Below are 17,808 nucleotides of genomic sequence, written 5' to 3' on the forward strand. Positions count from 1 at the left end.
TTGTAGCCCTGACGTCCATACCCACCCTACGCCCGAGGAGATCGCCTTGAAACTGTTCCACTACCCCTTGTCCGGCCACGCCCACCGCGCCCACCTGTTCCTGTCCCTGCTGAACGTCCCGTATGAGCTGGTGCTGGTGGACCTGAAAAATCGCGAGCAAAAATCACCCGAAATGCTGAAGCTGAACCGCTTCGGCCAAGTGCCCGTGCTGGTGGATGGCGCCAACGTCGTTGCCGATTCGAACGCGATCCTGGTGTACCTGGCGACGGCGCTGGGCCGCAAGGACTGGCTGCCCGACACCCCTGCCGGCGCCGCCGCCGTGCAACGCTGGCTGTCCGTGGCTGCCGGCGAACTGGCGCGTGGCCCGGCCGCGGCGCGCCTCGTTACCGTATTCGGCGCAAAGCTGGATGCCGAGGACGCGATCCAGCGCGCCCATGCCTTGCTGCCACACATCGAGGCCGAATTGGTCGAGCGCGGCGGCTGGCTGGCGGCGGACCACCCCACGATCGCCGACGTGGCGATCTACAGCTATGTTTCCAGCGCCCCGGAAGGCAATGTCGATCTGTCCGGCTACCCGCAGGTGCTGGCGTGGCTGGCCCGCGTCGAGGCGCTGCCCGGCTTCGTGCCCTTCCAGAAAACTGCGGTCGGCCTGGCCGCATAGGCGCACGGCGCGGCTTCGTTGCGGCCATCGCCCGCGGCCCGCCGACGCCGCCGCATGGACCCACTGCTCTTGTGAATGAAGTCGAGGACGGCAAGGCCGCCCCATCTTTCCCCCGAAGGAACGATCATGGACGCAACGTCATCCCCCGCCAGCGCATCGCCCTGGCATGAAGGAGAGCTGGCCCTGCAGCGTAGCGTGGGAGTGGTCGAGCGCATGGCAGGCCCGGGCCAGAGGCAGATGGCCCGGGCATGGATGCCCGACCAGCATCGGGAGTTCTATGCGCAATTGCCCTTCGTGGTGCTCGGCGCGGTCGACAAGGCGGGCGACGTGTGGGCCACGCTGCGCGCCGGACAACCCGGCTTCATGCATTCGCCCGTGCCGGAGCGCCTGGCACTGGACCTGGCGCGGGATTCCCAGGACCCCGCCGATGCCGGTATGGAAGACGGCGAAGGCATCGGCATGCTCGGTATCGAACTGCATACCCGGCGCCGCAACCGCCTGAACGGCGTCGTGCGCCGCAGCGGCAACGCCGGCTTCCAGATCGAGGCCACGCAGGCCTACGGCAATTGCCCGCAGTACATCCAGCTGCGCCAGTACGCCTTTGTCGACGCCGCCCCCCAACCCGTCGTGGAAACGACGACGCTGGATGCGCGGGCCCGTGCCCTGATCGCGGGCGCCGATTCCTTCTATGTGGCGTCCTATGTCGAGCGCGATGACCAGCGCCAGGTGGACGCCTCGCATCGGGGTGGCAAGCCCGGCTTCGTGCACATCGCCGACGATGGCACGCTGACCATCCCCGACTTCTCCGGCAACCTGTTCTTCAATACGCTGGGGAATTTTCTGCTGAATCCGCGCGCCGGTCTGGTCTTCGTGGATTTCCACAGTGGCGACCTGTTGCAAATGACCGGACGCAGCGAGGTCCTGCTGGACGCCCCGGAGGTCGCGGCCTTCGTCGGTGCGGAGCGCATGTGGCGCTTCATGCCGCAGAGAATCCTGTATCGGCCGGCCGCCCTGCCGCTGCGCTGGGTCGATGTGCCGGACGGCGCCTCGCCGAATGCCCTCATCACCGGTGACTGGAGCGACGCGGCGGCACGGCAAAAGGCGGCTCGCCTGGCCGCGCAATGGCGGCCCTTTCGCGTCGACCGCGTCGTCGATGAAAGCCAGAACATCCGCTCCTTTCACCTGTTGCCCGCTGACGACGCCGGCCTTCCGTCCGCACTGGCCGGCCAGCACCTGCCCGTACGCCTGACGCTACCCGGTACAGCGACGCCGCTGCTGCGCACCTATACCTTGTCCAGTGCGCCGTCCGACCCATTCCTGCGCCTCAGCGTCAAGCGCGAAGGTATCTTCTCGCGCCACCTGCACGACGCCTTGCGGCCCGGCGACCTCATCGAAGCGCGCGCCCCCGCCGGCAGCTTCACGCTGGACCCGGCGGTGCGCCGGCCCGTGGTCATGCTGGCCGCCGGGGTCGGCGTGACGCCGATCGTTTCCATGGCCCGCCACCTGGTTCGGGAGGGCTTGCGTACGCGTTACCAGCGGCCAGTGTGGCTATTCCAGTCTGCACGGAGCCAGGTCCAGCGAGCCTTCGGTGCGGAAATCGATGCCTTGGTCCAGTCCGCCCAGGGCCGCATGCGCCATATCCGCGTATTGGGCGATCCGCAAGGCGCCGAGGCGGGGAAGGACTACGACGCCACCGGCCGTATCACCATGGACCTGCTGAAGCGGACGCTGCCCTGGGACGACTACGACTTTTACCTGTGCGGCCCGGCCGCGTTCATGCAGGACATGTACGACGGCCTGCGCGACATGCATGTGGACGACGAGCGCATCCACGCCGAATCCTTCGGCCCATCCAGCGTCAAGCGGCGGATGGATGAAGGCGCCGTACCCGCGCCGGCCGTACCGGTATCCACCACGCCCGTACCGGTGTTGTTCATGCGAACCGCCAAGGAGGCGCGCTGGACGCCCGAAGCCGGCACGCTGCTGGAACTGGCCGAACAGCGGGGTCTGTCACCGGAGTTCAGTTGTCGCAGCGGGAACTGCGGAAGCTGCCGTACGCGCGTGTTGAGCGGCTCCGTGACCTACGCCGAACCGCCCACCGCGGAGGCAGGCCCCGACGAGGCCCTGATCTGCCGAGCCATGCCGGCGCAAGGCTGCACGGCGCTGCATCTGGATCTTTGAACCGCCGCTTTGAACCGCCCGATAAGGCACCCGATCAGCGGGGCCGCCCGATCACGGCGCCGGGCGGACGCGCGCCGCCTTTGCACGATCGGGTATCGGTGCCTCGGCGTATCCGCGCGATGCCCGTGGCGCCCTAGCTGAAGAATTCCTTCACGCGGTCCGTCCACGACTTGCTTTGCGGCGAATGGCGATCGCCGCCGTCGTTCAACGACGCTTCGAACTGGCGCAGTATGGCCTTTTGTTCGTCGCTCAGGCGCACCGGCGTTTCGACCACGACGTGGCAATACAGGTCACCCGGATAGGTGCCGCGCACACCGCGTATGCCTTTGCCGCGCAAGCGGAATGTCTTTCCTGACTGGGTTCCTTCCGGGATGGAGATCTCCGCCTTGCCGCCGAGCGTCGGCACCTGCAGGTCGCCGCCCAGCGCCGCCGTGGTGAACGGGATGGTCAGTTCGCAGTGCAGGTCGTCGCCGTCGCGCTGGAAAATCTTGTGCGGCTTGATGTGGATTTCCACATACAGGTCGCCCGGGGGCCCGCCGTTGATGCCTGGCTCCCCATTGCCGCCGGAGCGGATGCGCATGCCGTCATCGATACCGGCCGGGATCTTGACCTGCAGGGTCTTGTTGCGGCGGATGCGGCCGACGCCGTCGCACGCCACGCAGGGATCGGTGATTTCCTTGCCGCTGCCATGGCAGGTCGGGCAGGTCTGCTGCACGCTGAAGAAGCCCTGCTGCATGCGCACGGCGCCGGCGCCGCCGCAGGTACGGCAGGTCTTCGGCGAGGTGCCGGGCTTGGCGCCGCTGCCGTGGCACACATCGCAATTTTCCCAGCTGGGCACACGGATTTCCGTGTCGAAGCCGTTGGCCGCCTGCTCCAGCGTGATTTCGAGTCCGTACTTCAGGTCCGCGCCGCGGTACACCTGCGGACCGCCCCCGCGGCGCGCGGCGCCGCCGAAGATTTCACCGAAGATATCCCCGAACGCATCGGCGAAGCCGCCGCCCATGCCGCCGTTCATGCCGGCCGCATTGGGGTCGACACCGGCATGGCCATATCGATCGTAGGCGCCGCGCTTCTGGTCGTCGGTCAGGACTTCGTAGGCCTCTTTGGCCTCCTTGAACTTTTCCTCGGCCTCTTTGTTGTCCGGATTGCGGTCCGGATGGTATTTCATGGCCAGCTTGCGATAGGCCTTCTTGATGTCGTCGTCCGAGGCGTTCTTCGCAACACCCAGAATCTCGTAATAGTCACGTTTTGCCATGATCTTCCAGAGGCTTCTTTTCTACAGAGGGGCGCTGCCACCGCACAGGCAATGGCCGCCGACCCGGTGCTGCACGAGGCGGCACCTTGATGCCCGGCTCAAACGACCGCGCCCGGGACCGGAGAATACTCCGGGTCCGGGCGTCGGGGCGTCAAGCCGAAGCGTCGTTCATTACTGATCGCGCTTCACTTCCTTGAAGTCGGCATCGACCACGTTGTCGTCAGCCGGCTTGGCGTTGTCCGCCGCCGTCTGCGACTGCGCGGCCTGCTGCGCCTGCATGTCGGCGTACATCTTTTCGCCCAGCTTCTGCGACGCGGTGGACAGGGCCTGGACCTTGGCGTCGATCGCGGCCTTGTCGCCATCCTTCAGCGTGGTTTCCAGATCCTTGATGGCGTTCTCGATGTTTTCCTTTTCGGCAGCATCGAGCTTGTCGCCATACTCGGTCAGGGACTTGCGCGTCGCATGCACCAGGGCGTCGGCCTGGTTGCGTGTCTGCGCCAGCTCGGCCAGGCGGTGATCCTCGTCGGCGTTGGCTTCGGCATCCTTCACCATGCGTTGGATCTCTTCTTCCGACAGACCCGAGTTCGCCTTGATGGTGATCTTGTTTTCCTTGCCCGTGCCCTTGTCCTTCGCCGACACGTGCAGGATACCGTTGGCGTCGATGTCGAAGGTCACCTCGATCTGCGGCACGCCACGGGGCGAGGGCGGAATGCCCTCCAGGTTGAACTCGCCCAGGGCCTTGTTGCCCGCGGCGATCTCGCGCTCGCCCTGGAACACCTTGATCGTCACCGCCGGCTGGTTATCGTCAGCCGTCGAGAACGTCTGCGAGAACCGCGTCGGGATGGTCGTGTTCTTCTGGATCATCTTGGTCATCACGCCGCCCAGGGTTTCGATCCCCAGCGACAGCGGCGTCACGTCCAGCAGCAGCACGTCCTTGCGGTCGCCCGACAGGACCGAACCCTGGATGGCGGCACCGGCAGCCACGGCTTCATCAGGATTGACGTCCTTGCGCGGCTCGCGGCCGAAGAATTCCTTGACCTTCTCCTGCACCTTGGGCATGCGGGTCATGCCGCCCACCAGGATCACGTCATGGATATCCGACACCTTGACACCGGCGTCCTTGATCGCGATGCGGCACGGTTCGATCGTGCGCTCGATCAATTCCTCGACCAGCGCTTCCAGCTTGGCGCGCGTGATCTTCAGGTTCAGGTGCTTCGGACCCGACGCATCGGCCGTGATGTACGGCAGGTTGATTTCGGTCTGCTGGCTGGAGGACAGCTCGATCTTGGCCTTTTCCGCCGCTTCCTTCAGGCGTTGCAGGGCCAGCACGTCCTTGGACAGATCGACGCCCTGTTCCTTCTTGAACTCGGCGATGATGTAGTCGATGATGCGCTGGTCGAAATCCTCGCCGCCCAGGAAGGTGTCGCCGTTGGTGGACAGCACTTCGAACTGCTTCTCGCCGTCGACGTCCGCGATCTCGATGATCGAGACGTCGAAGGTACCGCCGCCCAGGTCATACACGGCGATCTTGCGATCGCCCTTTTCGGTCTTGTCCAGGCCGAAGGCCAGCGCGGCCGCGGTCGGCTCGTTGATGATGCGCTTGACTTCCAGGCCGGCGATGCGGCCGGCGTCCTTGGTGGCCTGGCGCTGGCTGTCGTTGAAGTACGCCGGCACCGTGATCACGGCTTCGGTGACTTCCTCGCCAAGGTAATCCTCGGCGGTCTTTTTCATCTTGCGCAGCACTTCGGCCGACACCTGGGGCGGCGCCAGCTTTTTGCCGCGCACCTCGACCCAGGCGTCGCCGTTATCGGCCTTGCCGATCTTGTAGGGCATCAGGTTGATGTCCTTCTGCACCGCCTTTTCCTCGAACTTGCGGCCGATCAGGCGCTTCACGGCATACAGCGTGTTCTTCGGGTTGGTGACGGCCTGCCGTTTGGCGGGCGCGCCCACCAGGGTCTCGCCGTCGTCCATGTAGGCGATGATGGAGGGCGTCGTACGGGCGCCCTCGGCGTTTTCGATGATGCGCACCTGGCCACCTTCCATCACAGCCACGCAGCTGTTGGTGGTGCCCAGGTCGATGCCGATGATCTTGCTCATGATGGATTACCTTGAGAGTTCGATTTATTCGTGGATGGTGAAAAAACTCGGATAACGGATAAGTGGGGCTGCCGTCAGGGTTTTCAAGCCCGGATTCACGCCGGGGCAGCCCGCAGCCGGACAACGGCTTCGGAAAACTGGGGCAGTCCCGGCCAGCCGGTGATGCGCCCCAGCCGCTTGCCGGCCCGATACATGATGAAGGTCGGCACCCCATGCAGGGCGAAACGCCGCCCCAGCGCCACATCCGCGTAAACGTTGGCCTCGAACCAGGTGAGGTCCAGGGCCAGCAACGCATCCTTGTGCAGCAGCGCGGTCTGCTTGAACACATTGCAGTTGTAGCAGTCGTTGCCCCACAGGAATACGCAGCGCAGGTCGTCGCCGGGCGCCTGCACCACGTCCCGGTCGAAAGCCTCGCTATCGACGGGCCGCATGCGGAACAGCTCGAAGACCTGCGCGGGATCGAAAGCCTGGGGGGTCGCCACGATGCGCTCCGGTCAGCCCTGGCCCGCCGAGACCGTCACCAGCGCCGGACGCAGCACGCGATCGGCGATCAGGTAGCCCTTCTGCAGGGTCTGGACCACCGTATTGGCAGGGTGCTCCGACGGTACCGACGATATGGCCTGGTGCTGGTGCGGGTCGAATTTGGCGCCGACGGCCGGGGCGATTTCCATCAGCCGGTTCCGCTCGAATGCGGCGCTGAGCTGCTTGAGCGTGGCTTCCACACCGGTGCGCAGGGCTTCCGCGGTCTGGTCCTGCTGAGCCAGGGCGGCTTCCAGGCTGTCCTTGACCGGCACCAGGCTTTCCGCGAATGACTCGATGCCAAACTTGTGCGCCTTGGAAACGTCTTCCTGTGCGCGCCGGCGGACATTTTCGGCGTCGGCGCGGGTGCGCAGCAGCAGGTCGTAGTGCTCATCCGCCCTGGCCTGGGCCGCTTGCAGTTGGGCACGCAGCTCCGCGATCGGGTCCTGGGGCGTGTTGCCCCCCTGCCCCGGGTCGCCAGGCGCGGCGGACTCCGGTGCCGGGGTAGCGTCGGCGGGCTGGGCGACCGCGTCGGTATCGGGCCTTTTCTCGGCAGGCTCGTTCTGTGCCGTCATGGACTTTCCTCCAGGTAAACGAATACGTTCGCGATCGACTATGGGGACCAATGCCCCCATTTCAAGGCGGGTTTATCAAAGGGGGCCAAAAAAAACGCGAACGGGACGCCACGCGCCCCGCTCCACCCGTCTGCCCAGGGCGGCCGCGTCAGGGCTGGGTCGGCCAGCCCTGCAGGTTGCGCTGCACCATATCGGTGAGCGCCGCGACCCATGCCGGGTCGTCGTTCACCGCCGGGATATAGCGCAGGCGGCGGCCGCCGGCGCCGACGAAGGCATCGCGGCACTCCACCTGGATTTCCTCCAGCGTCTCCAGGCAATCGGCGACGAAGCCCGGACACACCACGTCGACCTCCGTGACGCCGTCCCGTGCCATCTCCATCAGGGTCGGGGCGGTATACGGCTCCAGCCAGCGAGCCGTCCCGAACCGGCTTTGGAAGGTCACTTGCGCCTGCTCCGGCATCAAGCCCAGGCGTTCGCGCAGCAGGCGGCCGGTGCGCAGGCAATCCTGGTAATAAGGATCGCCCAGCTCCACCGAATAGCGCGGCAGGCCGTGGAAGCTCATGACCAGCTTCTGGGGGCGTCCGTGATCGCGCCAATATCCCTCGATACGGCCAACCACGGCTTCCAGATAGCCGCGGTCGTCATGAAAGCGCTTGATAAAGCGCAACTCGGGCTGGTCGCGCAGGCGCGCGGCATGGCGCGTCACCGCGTCCACGGCCGTTGCGGTGGTGCTGGCCGCGTACTGGGGGTACATCGGCACCACCAGAATACGTTCGCAGCCCCGGCCGCGCAGCTCCGCCAGGGCACTGGACACCGACGGCGAACCGTAGCGCATGCCCAGCGCGACCTCGACGTGAATCCCGCGCTGATCCAGCGTCTGCGCCAGGCCTTCGGCCTGGCGCCTGCTATAGACCATGAGCGGAGAACCTTCGTCCATCCAGATGTCGCGGTAGCGCGGCACCAGCTTCTTCGGACGCAGGGTCAGGATAAGCCCATGCAGGATAGGCCACCACAGATACCGCGGGATCTCAATGACGCGGGGGTCGGAGAGGAACTCGCCCAGATAGCGGCGGATCTCCGTGCGGGTGGGCGCGCGCGGGGTGCCCAGATTGACCAACAGCACACCGGTCTTCCCGGGCCCGGAGGGCGGTTGCTCGGCGAAAGGATCGCCGCGCTCCGGTTCAGGAAGGAAACGCTCGGGCCATATATATTTGAACGCACGCAGGAACACGCAATACCTCGCCAGCCGTCTGGGCCCCCCGACGGGCCGCCCCGGATATTAATGGTTATGACTCAAGGCGTTCGACAGCAGGCGGGCCGTAATGTCGACGATGGGAATGACGCGCTCGTAGGACATGCGCGTGGGGCCGATGACGCCCAGCGTGCCGACCACCTTGCCGTCCACGCCATACGGCGCCGTGATGACCGACACTTCTTCGAGCGGCAGCAGTTGGGAGTCGCCGCCGATATAGATCTGCACGCCCTGCGCCCGGCTGGATACGTCGAGCAGCTGCAGCAGGTCCGTTTTCTTTTCGAACAGGGAAAACATCCTGCGCAGCCTGTCCATATCGGAGGCGATGTCCGTCACGTCGAGCAGCTTGCGTTCGCCGGAGATCACGACGGAATCGGTATCCTCCGCCGCTTCCGTACCCGCCTCCACCGCCGCCTGCATCAGGCGCGAAATATCGTCGCGCAACTGGGCGAGCTCGGTGGCCAGGGTGCGGCGCACCGCGTCGAAGGACTTGCCGGCGAAGTGGACGTTGAAAAAGTTCGCCGCTTCCACCAGTTCATGTTCGGCATAGTCCCGCTGCACGAACAGGATGCGGTTCTGGACGTCGCCATCGGGCGTGACGATGATGAGCAGTACACGACGGTCGGAAAGACGGATGAACTCGACCTGCCGGAAAACCTGCGCCCGCTTGGGCGTCAGCACGACGCCGGCGAACTGGGTCAGGTTGGACAGCAGGGCCGCCGCTGCGTTGACCGCGCGCGCCGGCTCCGCGGCCGGCAGGCTTTCGCCGATATGCGAGGCCTGCATGTCATAGTTCTGCACGGCCAGCAGGGAGTCGACGAAAAGACGGTAACCCCGCGGGGTCGGGATGCGGCCGGCCGAGGTATGCGGGCTATGGATGAGGCCCGACTCCTCCAGGTCCGCCATCACATTCCGTATGGTGGCCGGCGAAAGATCGAACACTTTGGAAAGCGTGCGCGAGCCGACCGGCTGGCCGTCGGCGATATAGCGTTCAATCAACGCCTTCAGTAATGCGCGTGCGCGGTCGTCCATGTCGCTATTCTATGGAATCTTTTTGCAACGGTGCCAATTTTGTCCCGCAAAGACAAATATGGCCCCATATAATCGTTCAATCCTAGCTCAAACTTCAAACGGACGCCCGCCGCCAGCCATGCACTTTCCGACCGTCGCCCTCATCGGCAGGCACCAGGATACCGGCCTGGACGCGCCGCTGCGCGTCCTGGCCCGGATGCTGACAGAGGCCGGCCGTGCCGTGCTTATCGAAGCCGACACCTCGCACAACACCGGTTTGACGGAATTTCCCGTCGCCAGCCTGGAGGACATCGCGCGCCAGGCCAGCCTGGCCGTCGTCATGGGCGGCGACGGCACCATGTTGGGCGCGGCGCGATACCTGGCGCCGCATGGCGTCCCGCTCGTCGGGGTGAACCACGGGCGCCTGGGGTTCATCACGGATATTCCGCTGCAGGACGCCAGGAATGCGCTGGGTCGCGTACTGGAAGGCAACTTCAAGGCGGAAGACCGGATGCTGCTGGAAGGCAGTATCTGGCGCGGCGACCAGCAGATGTACTCGGCGTCCGCGCTGAACGACGTGGTCCTGAACCGCGCCGGACGCGGCGGCATGATCGAAGTCCGCGTCGAACTGGATGGCGTCTTCATGTACACCCAGCGTGCCGACGGCCTGATCGTCGCCACGCCGACCGGCTCGACCGCCTATGCCCTGTCGGCGAATGGCCCCATCCTGCATCCCGGCATCACGGCCATGGTTCTGGTGCCGGTTGCGCCGCAAACCCTGTCGAACCGGCCCATCGTCATTCCCGACAATGGAGAACTGACGATGACGCTGATCGGCATGGGGCGGGTGGAGCACGGTGCGTCCTGCCACTTCGACATGCAGACGTGGTCGGACCTGCAGCCGGGGGACCGCATCGTTGTCCGCCGCGCCCCGCACACCATCCGCTTCCTGCATCCCGAAGGCTATAGCTTCTTCACGACCCTGCGCCACAAGCTCCATTGGAACCTGATGCCGCAGGCCAGCGATTCCGGAGAATGACCCGCACATGCTCCGCACGTTGCACATCCGGGATTTCGTCATCGTGGAAAAGGCCGATATCCATTTCGGTCCCGGCTTCACGGTCTTCTCCGGCGAAACCGGCGCCGGAAAATCCATCCTGATCGATGCGCTGGCCCTGACGCTTGGCGAACGCGCCGACGCCGGGGTACTGCGCGAAGGCGCGACGCGCGCCGACATCAGCGCGGTCTTCGATACGCCGGACGAGCTGCGGCCGTGGCTGGCCGAACGCGAGATCGACGCCGAAGACGAGCTCGTCCTGCGCCGCGTGGTGGATCCCCAGGGCCGCAGCCGCGCCTTCATCAACGGCGTACCCGCCACCATCGCGCAATTGCGCGAGCTGGGCGACAGCCTGGTGGATATCCATGGGCAGCATGCGCATCAAAGCCTGCTGCGGCCGGACGCCCAGCGCGATATGGTCGATGCGCATGGCGGACACGGCGAACTGCGCCAGGTCGTGGGCCAGGCGTGGAAACGGTGGCGGCAGGTCGCCAGGCAGCTGGAGACGGCGGAACGCGATAGCGCGACGCTGGAAACGGAGCGCGAGCGCCTGCAATGGCAGGCCGACGAACTCGACAAGGTCGACCCGCGCCCCGGCGAATGGGACACCTTGCAGAAGGAGCATACCCGGCTGGCCCATGCCCAATCCCTGCTCGACGGCGCATCGCGCACGCTGGAAGCGCTGGACGGCGACGACGACTCCGCGCACAGCCGCGTGGTGGCGGCCGTGCACATGATGGAGCAGCTGAAGCGGCACGATCCGGCACTGCAGGGCGTGTGCGATGAACTGGAGTCGGCCCGCATCGCCATCGCCGAAGCGGTATCCGACCTGAACAATTACGTCAGCCGCGTGGAGCTGGACCCGGCGCGGCTGGCACAGGCCGAGGAAAGGCTGGGCGCCATCTTCGACCTGGCGCGCAAGTTCAAGGCCGAGCCGGATGCCTTGCCCGCGTTGCGTGAATCGCTGCACGCGCAGTTAGCCGACATGGCTGCCGCTTCGGACATCGATGCCCTGCGCGCCCAGGCGCAAGCGGCCCAGGCCGACTACGCCAAGGCGGCCGCCAAGCTGTCCACGGCGCGGCGCAAGACCGCCAAGGAGCTGGGCAAGCTGGTCACGGAAGCCATGCAGGCGCTGGCCATGCAAGGGGGCCGTTTCGAGGTCGCCGTGGAAAATGCCGCGCCATCCGCCCATGGCGACGACGCGGTCGAATTCCTGGTGGCGGGGCATGCGGGCACCTCGCCCCGTCCCCTGGGCAAGGTTGCCTCCGGCGGCGAACTATCGCGTATCTCGCTTGCGCTGTCGGTCATCGCGAGCCGCGCCGCGCGCGTCCCGACGCTGATCTTCGACGAAGTGGATAGCGGCGTGGGCGGCGCGGTGGCCGAGGTCGTCGGCCGCCTGCTGGGCGAGCTGGGCCAGCGGCACCAGGTCTTGTGCGTCACGCACCTGCCGCAGGTGGCCGCCCGGGGCGGCGCGCATTACCAGGTCAGCAAGGCGGAAAAAAGCGGCACCACGCATTCGCGCATCGTCGAGCTTGACGAGGACGCGCGCGTGGAGGAAATCGCCAGGATGCTGGGCGGCATCAAGATCACCGCGACGACGCGCCAGCACGCCCGCGAAATGCTCGGCGCCTGACCGCTGGGCAGGCGTCGCGGCCACGGGGCCGCGCCGGCGCCCGGATCGCCGCCTATGGGACGGCGTTGCGTTCAACGCTTCGCGCAATCGCCGCAGGTCCCGTACAGCACCATGGCATGGCTTTCCAGCAGGAAGCCATTGTCCTTGGCGATCTTGTGCTGGCGCTTTTCGATGTCGACATCGTTGAATTCGACCACCTTGCCGCAATTGGTGCAGATCAGGTGGTCGTGGTGGTCGCCATCGTTCAATTCGAAGACGGCCTTGCCGGTATCGAACTGGCTGCGGGCAAGGATGCCCGCCTGCTCGAATTGCGTCAGGACGCGGTAGACGGTCGCCAGACCGATTTCGACGTTCTCGGCGATCAAGGCGCGATAGACGTCTTCCGCGCTAAGATGGCGCTGCTCCGCTTTACGGAAAATATCCAGGATCTTCAGGCGCGGAAAGGTGGCCTTCAGACCCATGGTCTTCAGTTCGCTTTGATCGGTCATGGTATTTGGATTTTTCCCGCCGGTGGGCGGCACAAGAAACGTACGGGACGGCCGCCGGCCCATGCCCCCGTGCCTTTTCACCAAGCGGAAATGACTTGATAAGCCTTTATGATAACGGTTTTGCCAGCATCCATTTACGGGGGCCCGCTAGTGTCCAGGACTGCACGTTCAACATCCCGCCGCATGAAAGCGGTGCTTGCCATCGCGGCGATCAGCTTCGCGCTGGCGGGATGCTCCTCCGGGAAATGGGGATTCCCCTACAAGGCGCCTGTACAACAGGGCAACTGGATCACCAGCGAACAGGTCGCGCAACTGCGGCCCGGCATGACGCGCGAACAGGTGCGCTTCATTCTGGGAAGCCCCACGCTGACCAGCGTGCTGCATGCCGACCGCTGGGACTATCCCTACTATTTCAAGCCGGGCTACGGCAACGCGCAGGAGCGCAAGTTCACCGTCTGGTTCGAGAACGACAAGGTCGCGCGCTGGGACGGCGACCAGCAGCCCGATGTGCAGCCCTTCCAGCTCGCTGACGAACAGGCCAAGGCCGCCGCCCGCGCCAAGACCGAGGCGAACAACGCGGCGGGCCAGAAGGCCGGCGCGATGCCGGCGGCAGGCACGTCCGGCGGTGGCCTTCCGGCCGGCGTGAGCGCGCCATCGGGCGGCGCCACCACCGGCAATACGCCGGCAGACCCGGCCCCCGCGGGCGGCGCGCCTGCCCAGGGCGCCTCGGCGAATACGCCCAGCAGCGCCACGCCCACCGGTGCGCCCGGCACCATACCGGGCAGCCCTGCCCAGCCCATGCAATAACCACTCAGGATCACCCCATGCGCATCGCGATTGCCGGGGCGGGCGGCCGGATGGGCCGCATGCTCATCGACGCCGTCCTCAACCATCCCGACATGGCCCTGGCCGTGGCGCTGGACCGGTCGGGCAGCGACCAGCTGGGCCAGGACGCCGCGGCGTTCCTGGGCCGGGACAGCGGCATCCTCATTACCGACGACCTGGATGCGCTGGCCGGCGCGGATTGCCTGATCGATTTCACCCGTGCCGAAGGAACACTGCGGCATCTGGCGGCTTGCGTGAAGCACCAGGTAAAGATGGTCATCGGCACCACGGGGCTGGACGATGCCGGCCGCGCCGCCATCGAACAGGCCTCGGGCCATATCGCGATCGTTTTCGCGCCCAACATGAGCGTGGGCGTGAACGCGACGCTCAAGCTGCTCGATATGGCCGCGCGCATCCTGAACTCCGGCTATGACGTCGAAGTGTTCGAGGCCCATCATCGCAACAAGGTGGACGCGCCTTCCGGGACCGCGCTGAAGATGGGTGAAACCATCGCGCAGGCCTGGGGAGTGGACTTGCCGGACGTGGCGACATGGACGCGCCACGGAGATACCGGTGTGCGCGAACCGGGCACCATCGGTTTCTCCGTCGTGCGCGGCGGGGATATCGTGGGCGACCACACGGTGTATTTCTGCGGCATGGGCGAACGCATCGAGATCACGCACCGCAGCAGCAGCCGCGCGACGTATGCCCAGGGCAGCCTGCGCGCGGCCGGCTTCCTGCGCGACAAGGCCAGCGGCCTTTTCGATATGCAGGCGGTGTTGGGGCTCTAGGAAGCGGCTAAGGCAATACGGGCTCGCGATCCAGGTCGACCCCGAAGCGCGCCTGGACGTCGGCGCGTATGGCATCGGCCAGGGCCAGGATATCGGCAGCCCGGGCCCCGCCCCTGTTCACCAGCACCAGCGCCTGGCGGTCGTGCACGCCCGCGGCGCCCATCGCGCGCCCTTTCCAGCCGCATTGGTCGATCAGCCAGCCGGCGGCAAGCTTGAAGCGGCCATCCGCCTGCGGGTAGGACACCAGGCCCGGATAACGCTGCTTGAGCGAGGCATGGCGACTTGCGTCGACGATGGGGTTCTTGAAGAAACTCCCCGCGTTGCCGACGACTGCCGGGTCCGGCAGCTTCTGGCGCCGGATCGCGCAAACGGCATCGAATATGGCGCGCGCGGATACCGCTTCGCCGCCCGCGAGCCCGGCATGGTGCGCGAGGTCGGGATATTCGAGGACGGGGCGCCAGGGCCGGGGCAACGCGAAGCGGACAGCGACGATCAGCCAGCGGCCTGGATCATCGTGCTTGAAGCGACTGTCGCGATAGGCAAACCGGCAGTCTGCCGCGGACAGCTCCACGCTCGCGCCGCGCACGATGTCCCACGCCGTCAGTCCCAGGAAACGCTGGTCCAGCTCGACACCATAGGCGCCGATGTTCTGCACCGGCGCCGCGCCCACCGTGCCGGGAATCAAAGCCAGGTTTTCCAGGCCATCCCAGGCCTGGCGCAGGCAGGTCGCGACGAAGCCATGCCAGCTCTCGCCCCCGCCGGCCTCGACGATCCACGCGTCGGCGCGCGCTTCCAGCAGGCGGATACCGGGGATGCACATGTGCACCACCAGGCCGTCCACCGTGGATGGCAGCACGACGTTGCTGCCGCCCCCCAGCACGAACACACGGGAATAGCGTTTGACCAGCGCGGACAGGCTGTCCAACTGCGCAAGGGAAGTCACGCGCACATAGGCCGGAGCCATGGCGGCCAGGCCGAAGGTATTCAGGGAGGTCAGGTCCGCCGGCATTGGCGTAAGTGTGTCGGCGTCTGGGCAAGACGCCGGAGGATTTGACATTGTATTTGGCAGCCGATATAGTTTCGTTCTTCGCTGATTTTACGCGAACACCCAAGCGGGAATAGCTCAGTTGGTAGAGCGCAACCTTGCCAAGGTTGAGGTCGCGAGTTCGAGACTCGTTTCCCGCTCCAGCATTCTGGCCCATGGACGTCCATTAGTTATATGGTCCATGGACCTTCGAAAAAGGCCGAAACTTCGCGTTTCGGCCTTTTTGTTTTCCACGTTCCGCCCTTGAACGCGTTAGCGCCACTATCAGCCGTCGGCAGCCTGCGGATACGAGCCCCGCTCGTGCCCAGCGCCGCCAACAACCCCTAGCGCTTGCGCGACCTGACCAACAATTCTGAACGGCCTATTACCTCTCGCCCCTTCTCGGGGCGAGCCGGCGTTGAAAGCCCTGCCTGCGCAATCGCCTCATCCAGTCCCCTGAAGGCGACGGGGCTCTTCGGGCTCCGTAGCGATGCCATCCCATCATTCCAGGCATGCACCATCTGCGTAGCCACGACATGCCACCGCCGCTCGTTCCTGGCCGCCTCGACCACTTCCCGCCCGACGTCCACCGCGGAATCGCACAAGCGCTCGACCATCTCCGCATACTGCTTCGGCGCAATGCCCAGCCTGGCCTTGAAGAAACGTTCCAAGCTCTTTCCCACAGCCCAGGCCTGCCGCCCATCGACGGACAACCCTGGCGGATTGGCGGCGTAGCGCGGATATGCCTGCGTGGTGACGAGGTCGTAGACCGGCGTATATGCAACGTCTTTCAAACTGGTGTAGTACAGCGCCACGTTCTTGGCATGGCAATCTGCATTACGCACCACATAGTTGGTCAGCAAATGCCAGCCAAACAACTCCAATTGCGTCCGCACATGCGCGGCAGGCACGTACACACGGGTCGAGTTCAACACCCGCTCCATCGTCGTCGCATACTTCTCGTGCGGCGGCAGTCCGAGCAAGCTGCACGCGTCTTCGACACCATGCGTGACCCTGCCCTGCCCATCCACGTCGAACCGGTCCACGACGAGCACGCGCCCATCCTCCGACATGCGTGTCCTGGCCACGGGCACGACATTCAAGCGCTCCAGCACCCGCATGGTATAGAACTCGTTGAAGCCGAGATAAGGAGTGCTGTCGTCCGATCCCTTGACGATGTGGCGGCCCGTGCGCAATGTGGACTTTCCCACGTCGGATGGGGACGTGCCAGCCCACTCTTCCGGGGCAATGAACTTGGGAACCATGCCGGAGATGGATGCCCGGGCATACCGGCGCACCAGGCTGGCGAAATGTGCCGCGGTGTTCTCCGCCTTCAGCAACTGCTCGACCTGCAACGGCTGCATGTCAATGCCGGGCACCCCGCCCTCGGGCGTGACGGTGACACGTCCGATCCCCATTCCACCCACCACGGCCAGCAGCGAAAGATCGGTGCCATCGAGCAGCGGACCGAACTCTTCGCGGATGACGCTCAGCAAATAACCTTCGGGAAGATTCTGACGAAAGAAGGGATGCAGGTCGCGCGGCCATCGCCAGGGCTCCGCGCGCACTGGCATCGTCAGGCTGACGAAGTAGGCCGGATCGGTGCCGGGCAGGTAACTCAAAACATACTCGTCGCGCTCCCGATAAAGCTTGGCAACCGTCCTCCCGCATACATGCACATCGAGTTTCATGGGCCGTCACCCCGCCGCTGCTCGGCCAGGATATCCTCGACGGTCCGGACGTGGCCCTGCTTGACGGGCTTGAGGTCATAGCCTGCGGCTTCTAACAGTCGCAGCAATGCGGAAACGCTCATGTCACCCTTGGCAACCGTTTCCATGCGGGCCACGGTCGTCCGGGAGACGCCCGCTCGCTGGGCCAAGGCCTCCTGGCTTAGGCCTGCCTCGCGGCGTACGCTACGCAGCAGGTCCGCAACGTCCGACAATGTGGTCACTGTATCCCTCGGGCATCAAAAATCGCTAAAATCGAAATTAATGTATCCCCTAAGGCACAATTTTACAAGCGCCGGATTAGAGATATGCGTCATCTCTCCCCGGAAAACCGGAATGCCCCACTTTGTCGCCCTAGGGCATCAAGGCAACCTTCACCGGCTGGACATGAAGCCCAAGTGATACACCAGCGATTGGGTGCCGGGCGCCAGGTCAAGTCCACCTCAGGGCTAAAGAAGGGCGCCACGACCCTGCTTGATTTCAACCCGATGCAGGCTTGAGGCACGTGTCTTTTCCCGCTTCAATATTTCGATTTGCCGTGTTCCTCTGAAGTCAAAGAAGGCTGCAAGTCGTTGAATGACTCCGAAGGGCGTCGCAAGATTCGCCCCTCTCTTCATTCCACCTGCCCCCACTGAAGTCCACCATTGCACGGCGAACGGCCATGGCGCCTTCTTCTGCCCCCGCCGGGGCATCCCCCGGCGGGGCGCATGAT

Annotated in this window: 16 protein-coding genes and 1 tRNA gene; 7 read left to right on the forward strand and 10 right to left on the reverse strand. The window is 65.3% G+C overall.

Annotated features, from left to right (window positions below):
* The first annotated feature begins 46 nt into the window (after positions 1-46).
* Together BAU07_RS20390 and BAU07_RS20395 are read left to right on the forward strand one after the other, a co-directional pair.
* Positions 47-661 (forward strand): glutathione S-transferase family protein, encoded by a 615-nt coding sequence (locus BAU07_RS20390; RefSeq protein WP_066661690.1) that lies wholly within the window; start codon positions 47-49, stop codon positions 659-661.
* A 126-nt stretch (positions 662-787) separates the two neighbouring features.
* Positions 788-2,842 (forward strand): 2Fe-2S iron-sulfur cluster-binding protein, encoded by a 2,055-nt coding sequence (locus BAU07_RS20395; RefSeq protein WP_066661695.1) that lies wholly within the window; start codon positions 788-790, stop codon positions 2,840-2,842.
* Between the two features lie 133 nt (positions 2,843-2,975).
* Here BAU07_RS20395 and dnaJ read toward each other — a convergent pair whose 3' ends face one another.
* The 6 genes from dnaJ to hrcA all read right to left on the reverse strand — a co-directional run bounded on the left by dnaJ (position 2,976) and on the right by hrcA (position 9,572).
* Positions 2,976-4,097 carry a molecular chaperone DnaJ gene (gene dnaJ / locus BAU07_RS20400; protein ID WP_066661698.1) on the reverse strand — a complete coding sequence of 374 codons (1,122 nt, stop codon included), beginning with the start codon at positions 4,095-4,097 and terminating at the stop codon, positions 2,976-2,978.
* Positions 4,098-4,268: 171 nt separating this feature from the next.
* Positions 4,269-6,194, reverse strand: a complete 1,926-nt coding sequence (gene dnaK / locus BAU07_RS20405) for a molecular chaperone DnaK (protein ID WP_066661700.1) — start codon at positions 6,192-6,194, stop codon at positions 4,269-4,271.
* A 95-nt stretch (positions 6,195-6,289) separates the two neighbouring features.
* Positions 6,290-6,625 carry a YbbN family protein gene (locus tag BAU07_RS20410; protein ID WP_066665591.1) on the reverse strand — a complete coding sequence of 112 codons (336 nt, stop codon included), beginning with the start codon at positions 6,623-6,625 and terminating at the stop codon, positions 6,290-6,292.
* Between the two features lie 63 nt (positions 6,626-6,688).
* Positions 6,689-7,288 carry a nucleotide exchange factor GrpE gene (gene grpE / locus BAU07_RS20415; RefSeq protein ID WP_066661703.1) on the reverse strand — a complete coding sequence of 200 codons (600 nt, stop codon included), beginning with the start codon at positions 7,286-7,288 and terminating at the stop codon, positions 6,689-6,691.
* Between the two features lie 148 nt (positions 7,289-7,436).
* Positions 7,437-8,519: a ferrochelatase gene (gene hemH / locus BAU07_RS20420; RefSeq protein ID WP_066661706.1), complete on the reverse strand. Its 1,083-nt coding sequence runs from the start codon at positions 8,517-8,519 to the stop codon at positions 7,437-7,439.
* Positions 8,520-8,567: 48 nt separating this feature from the next.
* On the reverse strand, positions 8,568-9,572 hold the full coding sequence (gene hrcA / locus BAU07_RS20425; protein ID WP_066661710.1) for a heat-inducible transcriptional repressor HrcA: 1,005 nt from the start codon (positions 9,570-9,572) through the stop codon (positions 8,568-8,570).
* A gap of 118 nt (positions 9,573-9,690) precedes the next feature.
* Here hrcA and BAU07_RS20430 point away from each other — a divergent pair, with 118 nt between their 5' ends.
* Positions 9,691-10,590 (forward strand): NAD kinase, encoded by a 900-nt coding sequence (locus BAU07_RS20430; RefSeq protein ID WP_066661713.1) that lies wholly within the window; start codon positions 9,691-9,693, stop codon positions 10,588-10,590.
* Positions 10,591-10,597: 7 nt separating this feature from the next.
* Positions 10,598-12,241 carry a DNA repair protein RecN gene (gene recN / locus BAU07_RS20435; protein WP_066661723.1) on the forward strand — a complete coding sequence of 548 codons (1,644 nt, stop codon included), beginning with the start codon at positions 10,598-10,600 and terminating at the stop codon, positions 12,239-12,241.
* A gap of 71 nt (positions 12,242-12,312) precedes the next feature.
* On the opposite strand, the gene fur is transcribed toward recN, so the two are convergent.
* Entirely contained in the window at positions 12,313-12,729 is a 417-nt protein-coding gene (gene fur, locus BAU07_RS20440) for a ferric iron uptake transcriptional regulator (protein WP_066661726.1), read from the reverse strand.
* Between the two features lie 183 nt (positions 12,730-12,912).
* Here fur and BAU07_RS27825 point away from each other — a divergent pair, with 183 nt between their 5' ends.
* Positions 12,913-13,536 carry an outer membrane protein assembly factor BamE gene (locus tag BAU07_RS27825; RefSeq protein WP_084025893.1) on the forward strand — a complete coding sequence of 208 codons (624 nt, stop codon included), beginning with the start codon at positions 12,913-12,915 and terminating at the stop codon, positions 13,534-13,536.
* A gap of 17 nt (positions 13,537-13,553) precedes the next feature.
* Positions 13,554-14,345, forward strand: a complete 792-nt coding sequence (gene dapB / locus BAU07_RS20450) for a 4-hydroxy-tetrahydrodipicolinate reductase (protein ID WP_066661729.1) — start codon at positions 13,554-13,556, stop codon at positions 14,343-14,345.
* Positions 14,346-14,352: 7 nt separating this feature from the next.
* Here the strand turns inward: dapB and murB are convergent, their stop codons facing one another.
* The gene (murB, locus tag BAU07_RS20455) at positions 14,353-15,402 is read right to left on the reverse strand and encodes a UDP-N-acetylmuramate dehydrogenase (protein WP_066661732.1); all 1,050 of its coding nucleotides are present in this window, start codon (positions 15,400-15,402) and stop codon (positions 14,353-14,355) included.
* A gap of 55 nt (positions 15,403-15,457) precedes the next feature.
* On the opposite strand from murB, the gene BAU07_RS20460 reads away from it, so the two are divergent.
* Positions 15,458-15,533, forward strand: a tRNA-Gly gene (locus BAU07_RS20460).
* A gap of 180 nt (positions 15,534-15,713) precedes the next feature.
* On the opposite strand, the gene BAU07_RS20465 is transcribed toward BAU07_RS20460, so the two are convergent.
* Together BAU07_RS20465 and BAU07_RS20470 are read right to left on the reverse strand one after the other, a co-directional pair.
* The gene (locus BAU07_RS20465; RefSeq protein ID WP_066661740.1) at positions 15,714-17,060 is read right to left on the reverse strand and encodes a type II toxin-antitoxin system HipA family toxin; all 1,347 of its coding nucleotides are present in this window, start codon (positions 17,058-17,060) and stop codon (positions 15,714-15,716) included.
* Positions 17,057-17,320, reverse strand: coding sequence for a helix-turn-helix transcriptional regulator (locus BAU07_RS20470; RefSeq protein ID WP_066661745.1), 264 nt, complete (start codon positions 17,318-17,320; stop codon positions 17,057-17,059). The genes BAU07_RS20465 and BAU07_RS20470 overlap by 4 nt, the downstream gene beginning before the upstream one ends.
* Between the last annotated feature and the right edge of the window lie 488 nt (positions 17,321-17,808).

Source organism: Bordetella flabilis (assembly GCF_001676725.1).
In the GTDB taxonomy this organism is placed as follows: domain Bacteria; phylum Pseudomonadota; class Gammaproteobacteria; order Burkholderiales; family Burkholderiaceae_B; genus Bordetella_C; species Bordetella_C flabilis.

What these genes read in the sequence shown, in the direction of transcription:
- BAU07_RS20395 (WP_066661695.1), top strand. Translation starts at nt 788, where the DNA reads ATGGACGCAACGTCATCCCCCGCCAGCGCATCGCCCTGGCATGAAGGA.
- dnaJ (WP_066661698.1), bottom strand. Translation starts at nt 4,097, where the DNA reads ATGGCAAAACGTGACTATTACGAGATTCTGGGTGTTGCGAAGAACGCC.
- dnaK (WP_066661700.1), bottom strand. Translation starts at nt 6,194, where the DNA reads ATGAGCAAGATCATCGGCATCGACCTGGGCACCACCAACAGCTGCGTG.
- BAU07_RS20410 (WP_066665591.1), bottom strand. Translation starts at nt 6,625, where the DNA reads ATGCGGCCCGTCGATAGCGAGGCTTTCGACCGGGACGTGGTGCAGGCG.
- grpE (WP_066661703.1), bottom strand. Translation starts at nt 7,288, where the DNA reads ATGACGGCACAGAACGAGCCTGCCGAGAAAAGGCCCGATACCGACGCG.
- hrcA (WP_066661710.1), bottom strand. Translation starts at nt 9,572, where the DNA reads ATGGACGACCGCGCACGCGCATTACTGAAGGCGTTGATTGAACGCTAT.
- BAU07_RS20430 (WP_066661713.1), top strand. Translation starts at nt 9,691, where the DNA reads ATGCACTTTCCGACCGTCGCCCTCATCGGCAGGCACCAGGATACCGGC.
- recN (WP_066661723.1), top strand. Translation starts at nt 10,598, where the DNA reads ATGCTCCGCACGTTGCACATCCGGGATTTCGTCATCGTGGAAAAGGCC.
- fur (WP_066661726.1), bottom strand. Translation starts at nt 12,729, where the DNA reads ATGACCGATCAAAGCGAACTGAAGACCATGGGTCTGAAGGCCACCTTT.
- BAU07_RS27825 (WP_084025893.1), top strand. Translation starts at nt 12,913, where the DNA reads ATGAAAGCGGTGCTTGCCATCGCGGCGATCAGCTTCGCGCTGGCGGGA.
- dapB (WP_066661729.1), top strand. Translation starts at nt 13,554, where the DNA reads ATGCGCATCGCGATTGCCGGGGCGGGCGGCCGGATGGGCCGCATGCTC.
- murB (WP_066661732.1), bottom strand. Translation starts at nt 15,402, where the DNA reads ATGTCAAATCCTCCGGCGTCTTGCCCAGACGCCGACACACTTACGCCA.
- BAU07_RS20465 (WP_066661740.1), bottom strand. Translation starts at nt 17,060, where the DNA reads ATGAAACTCGATGTGCATGTATGCGGGAGGACGGTTGCCAAGCTTTAT.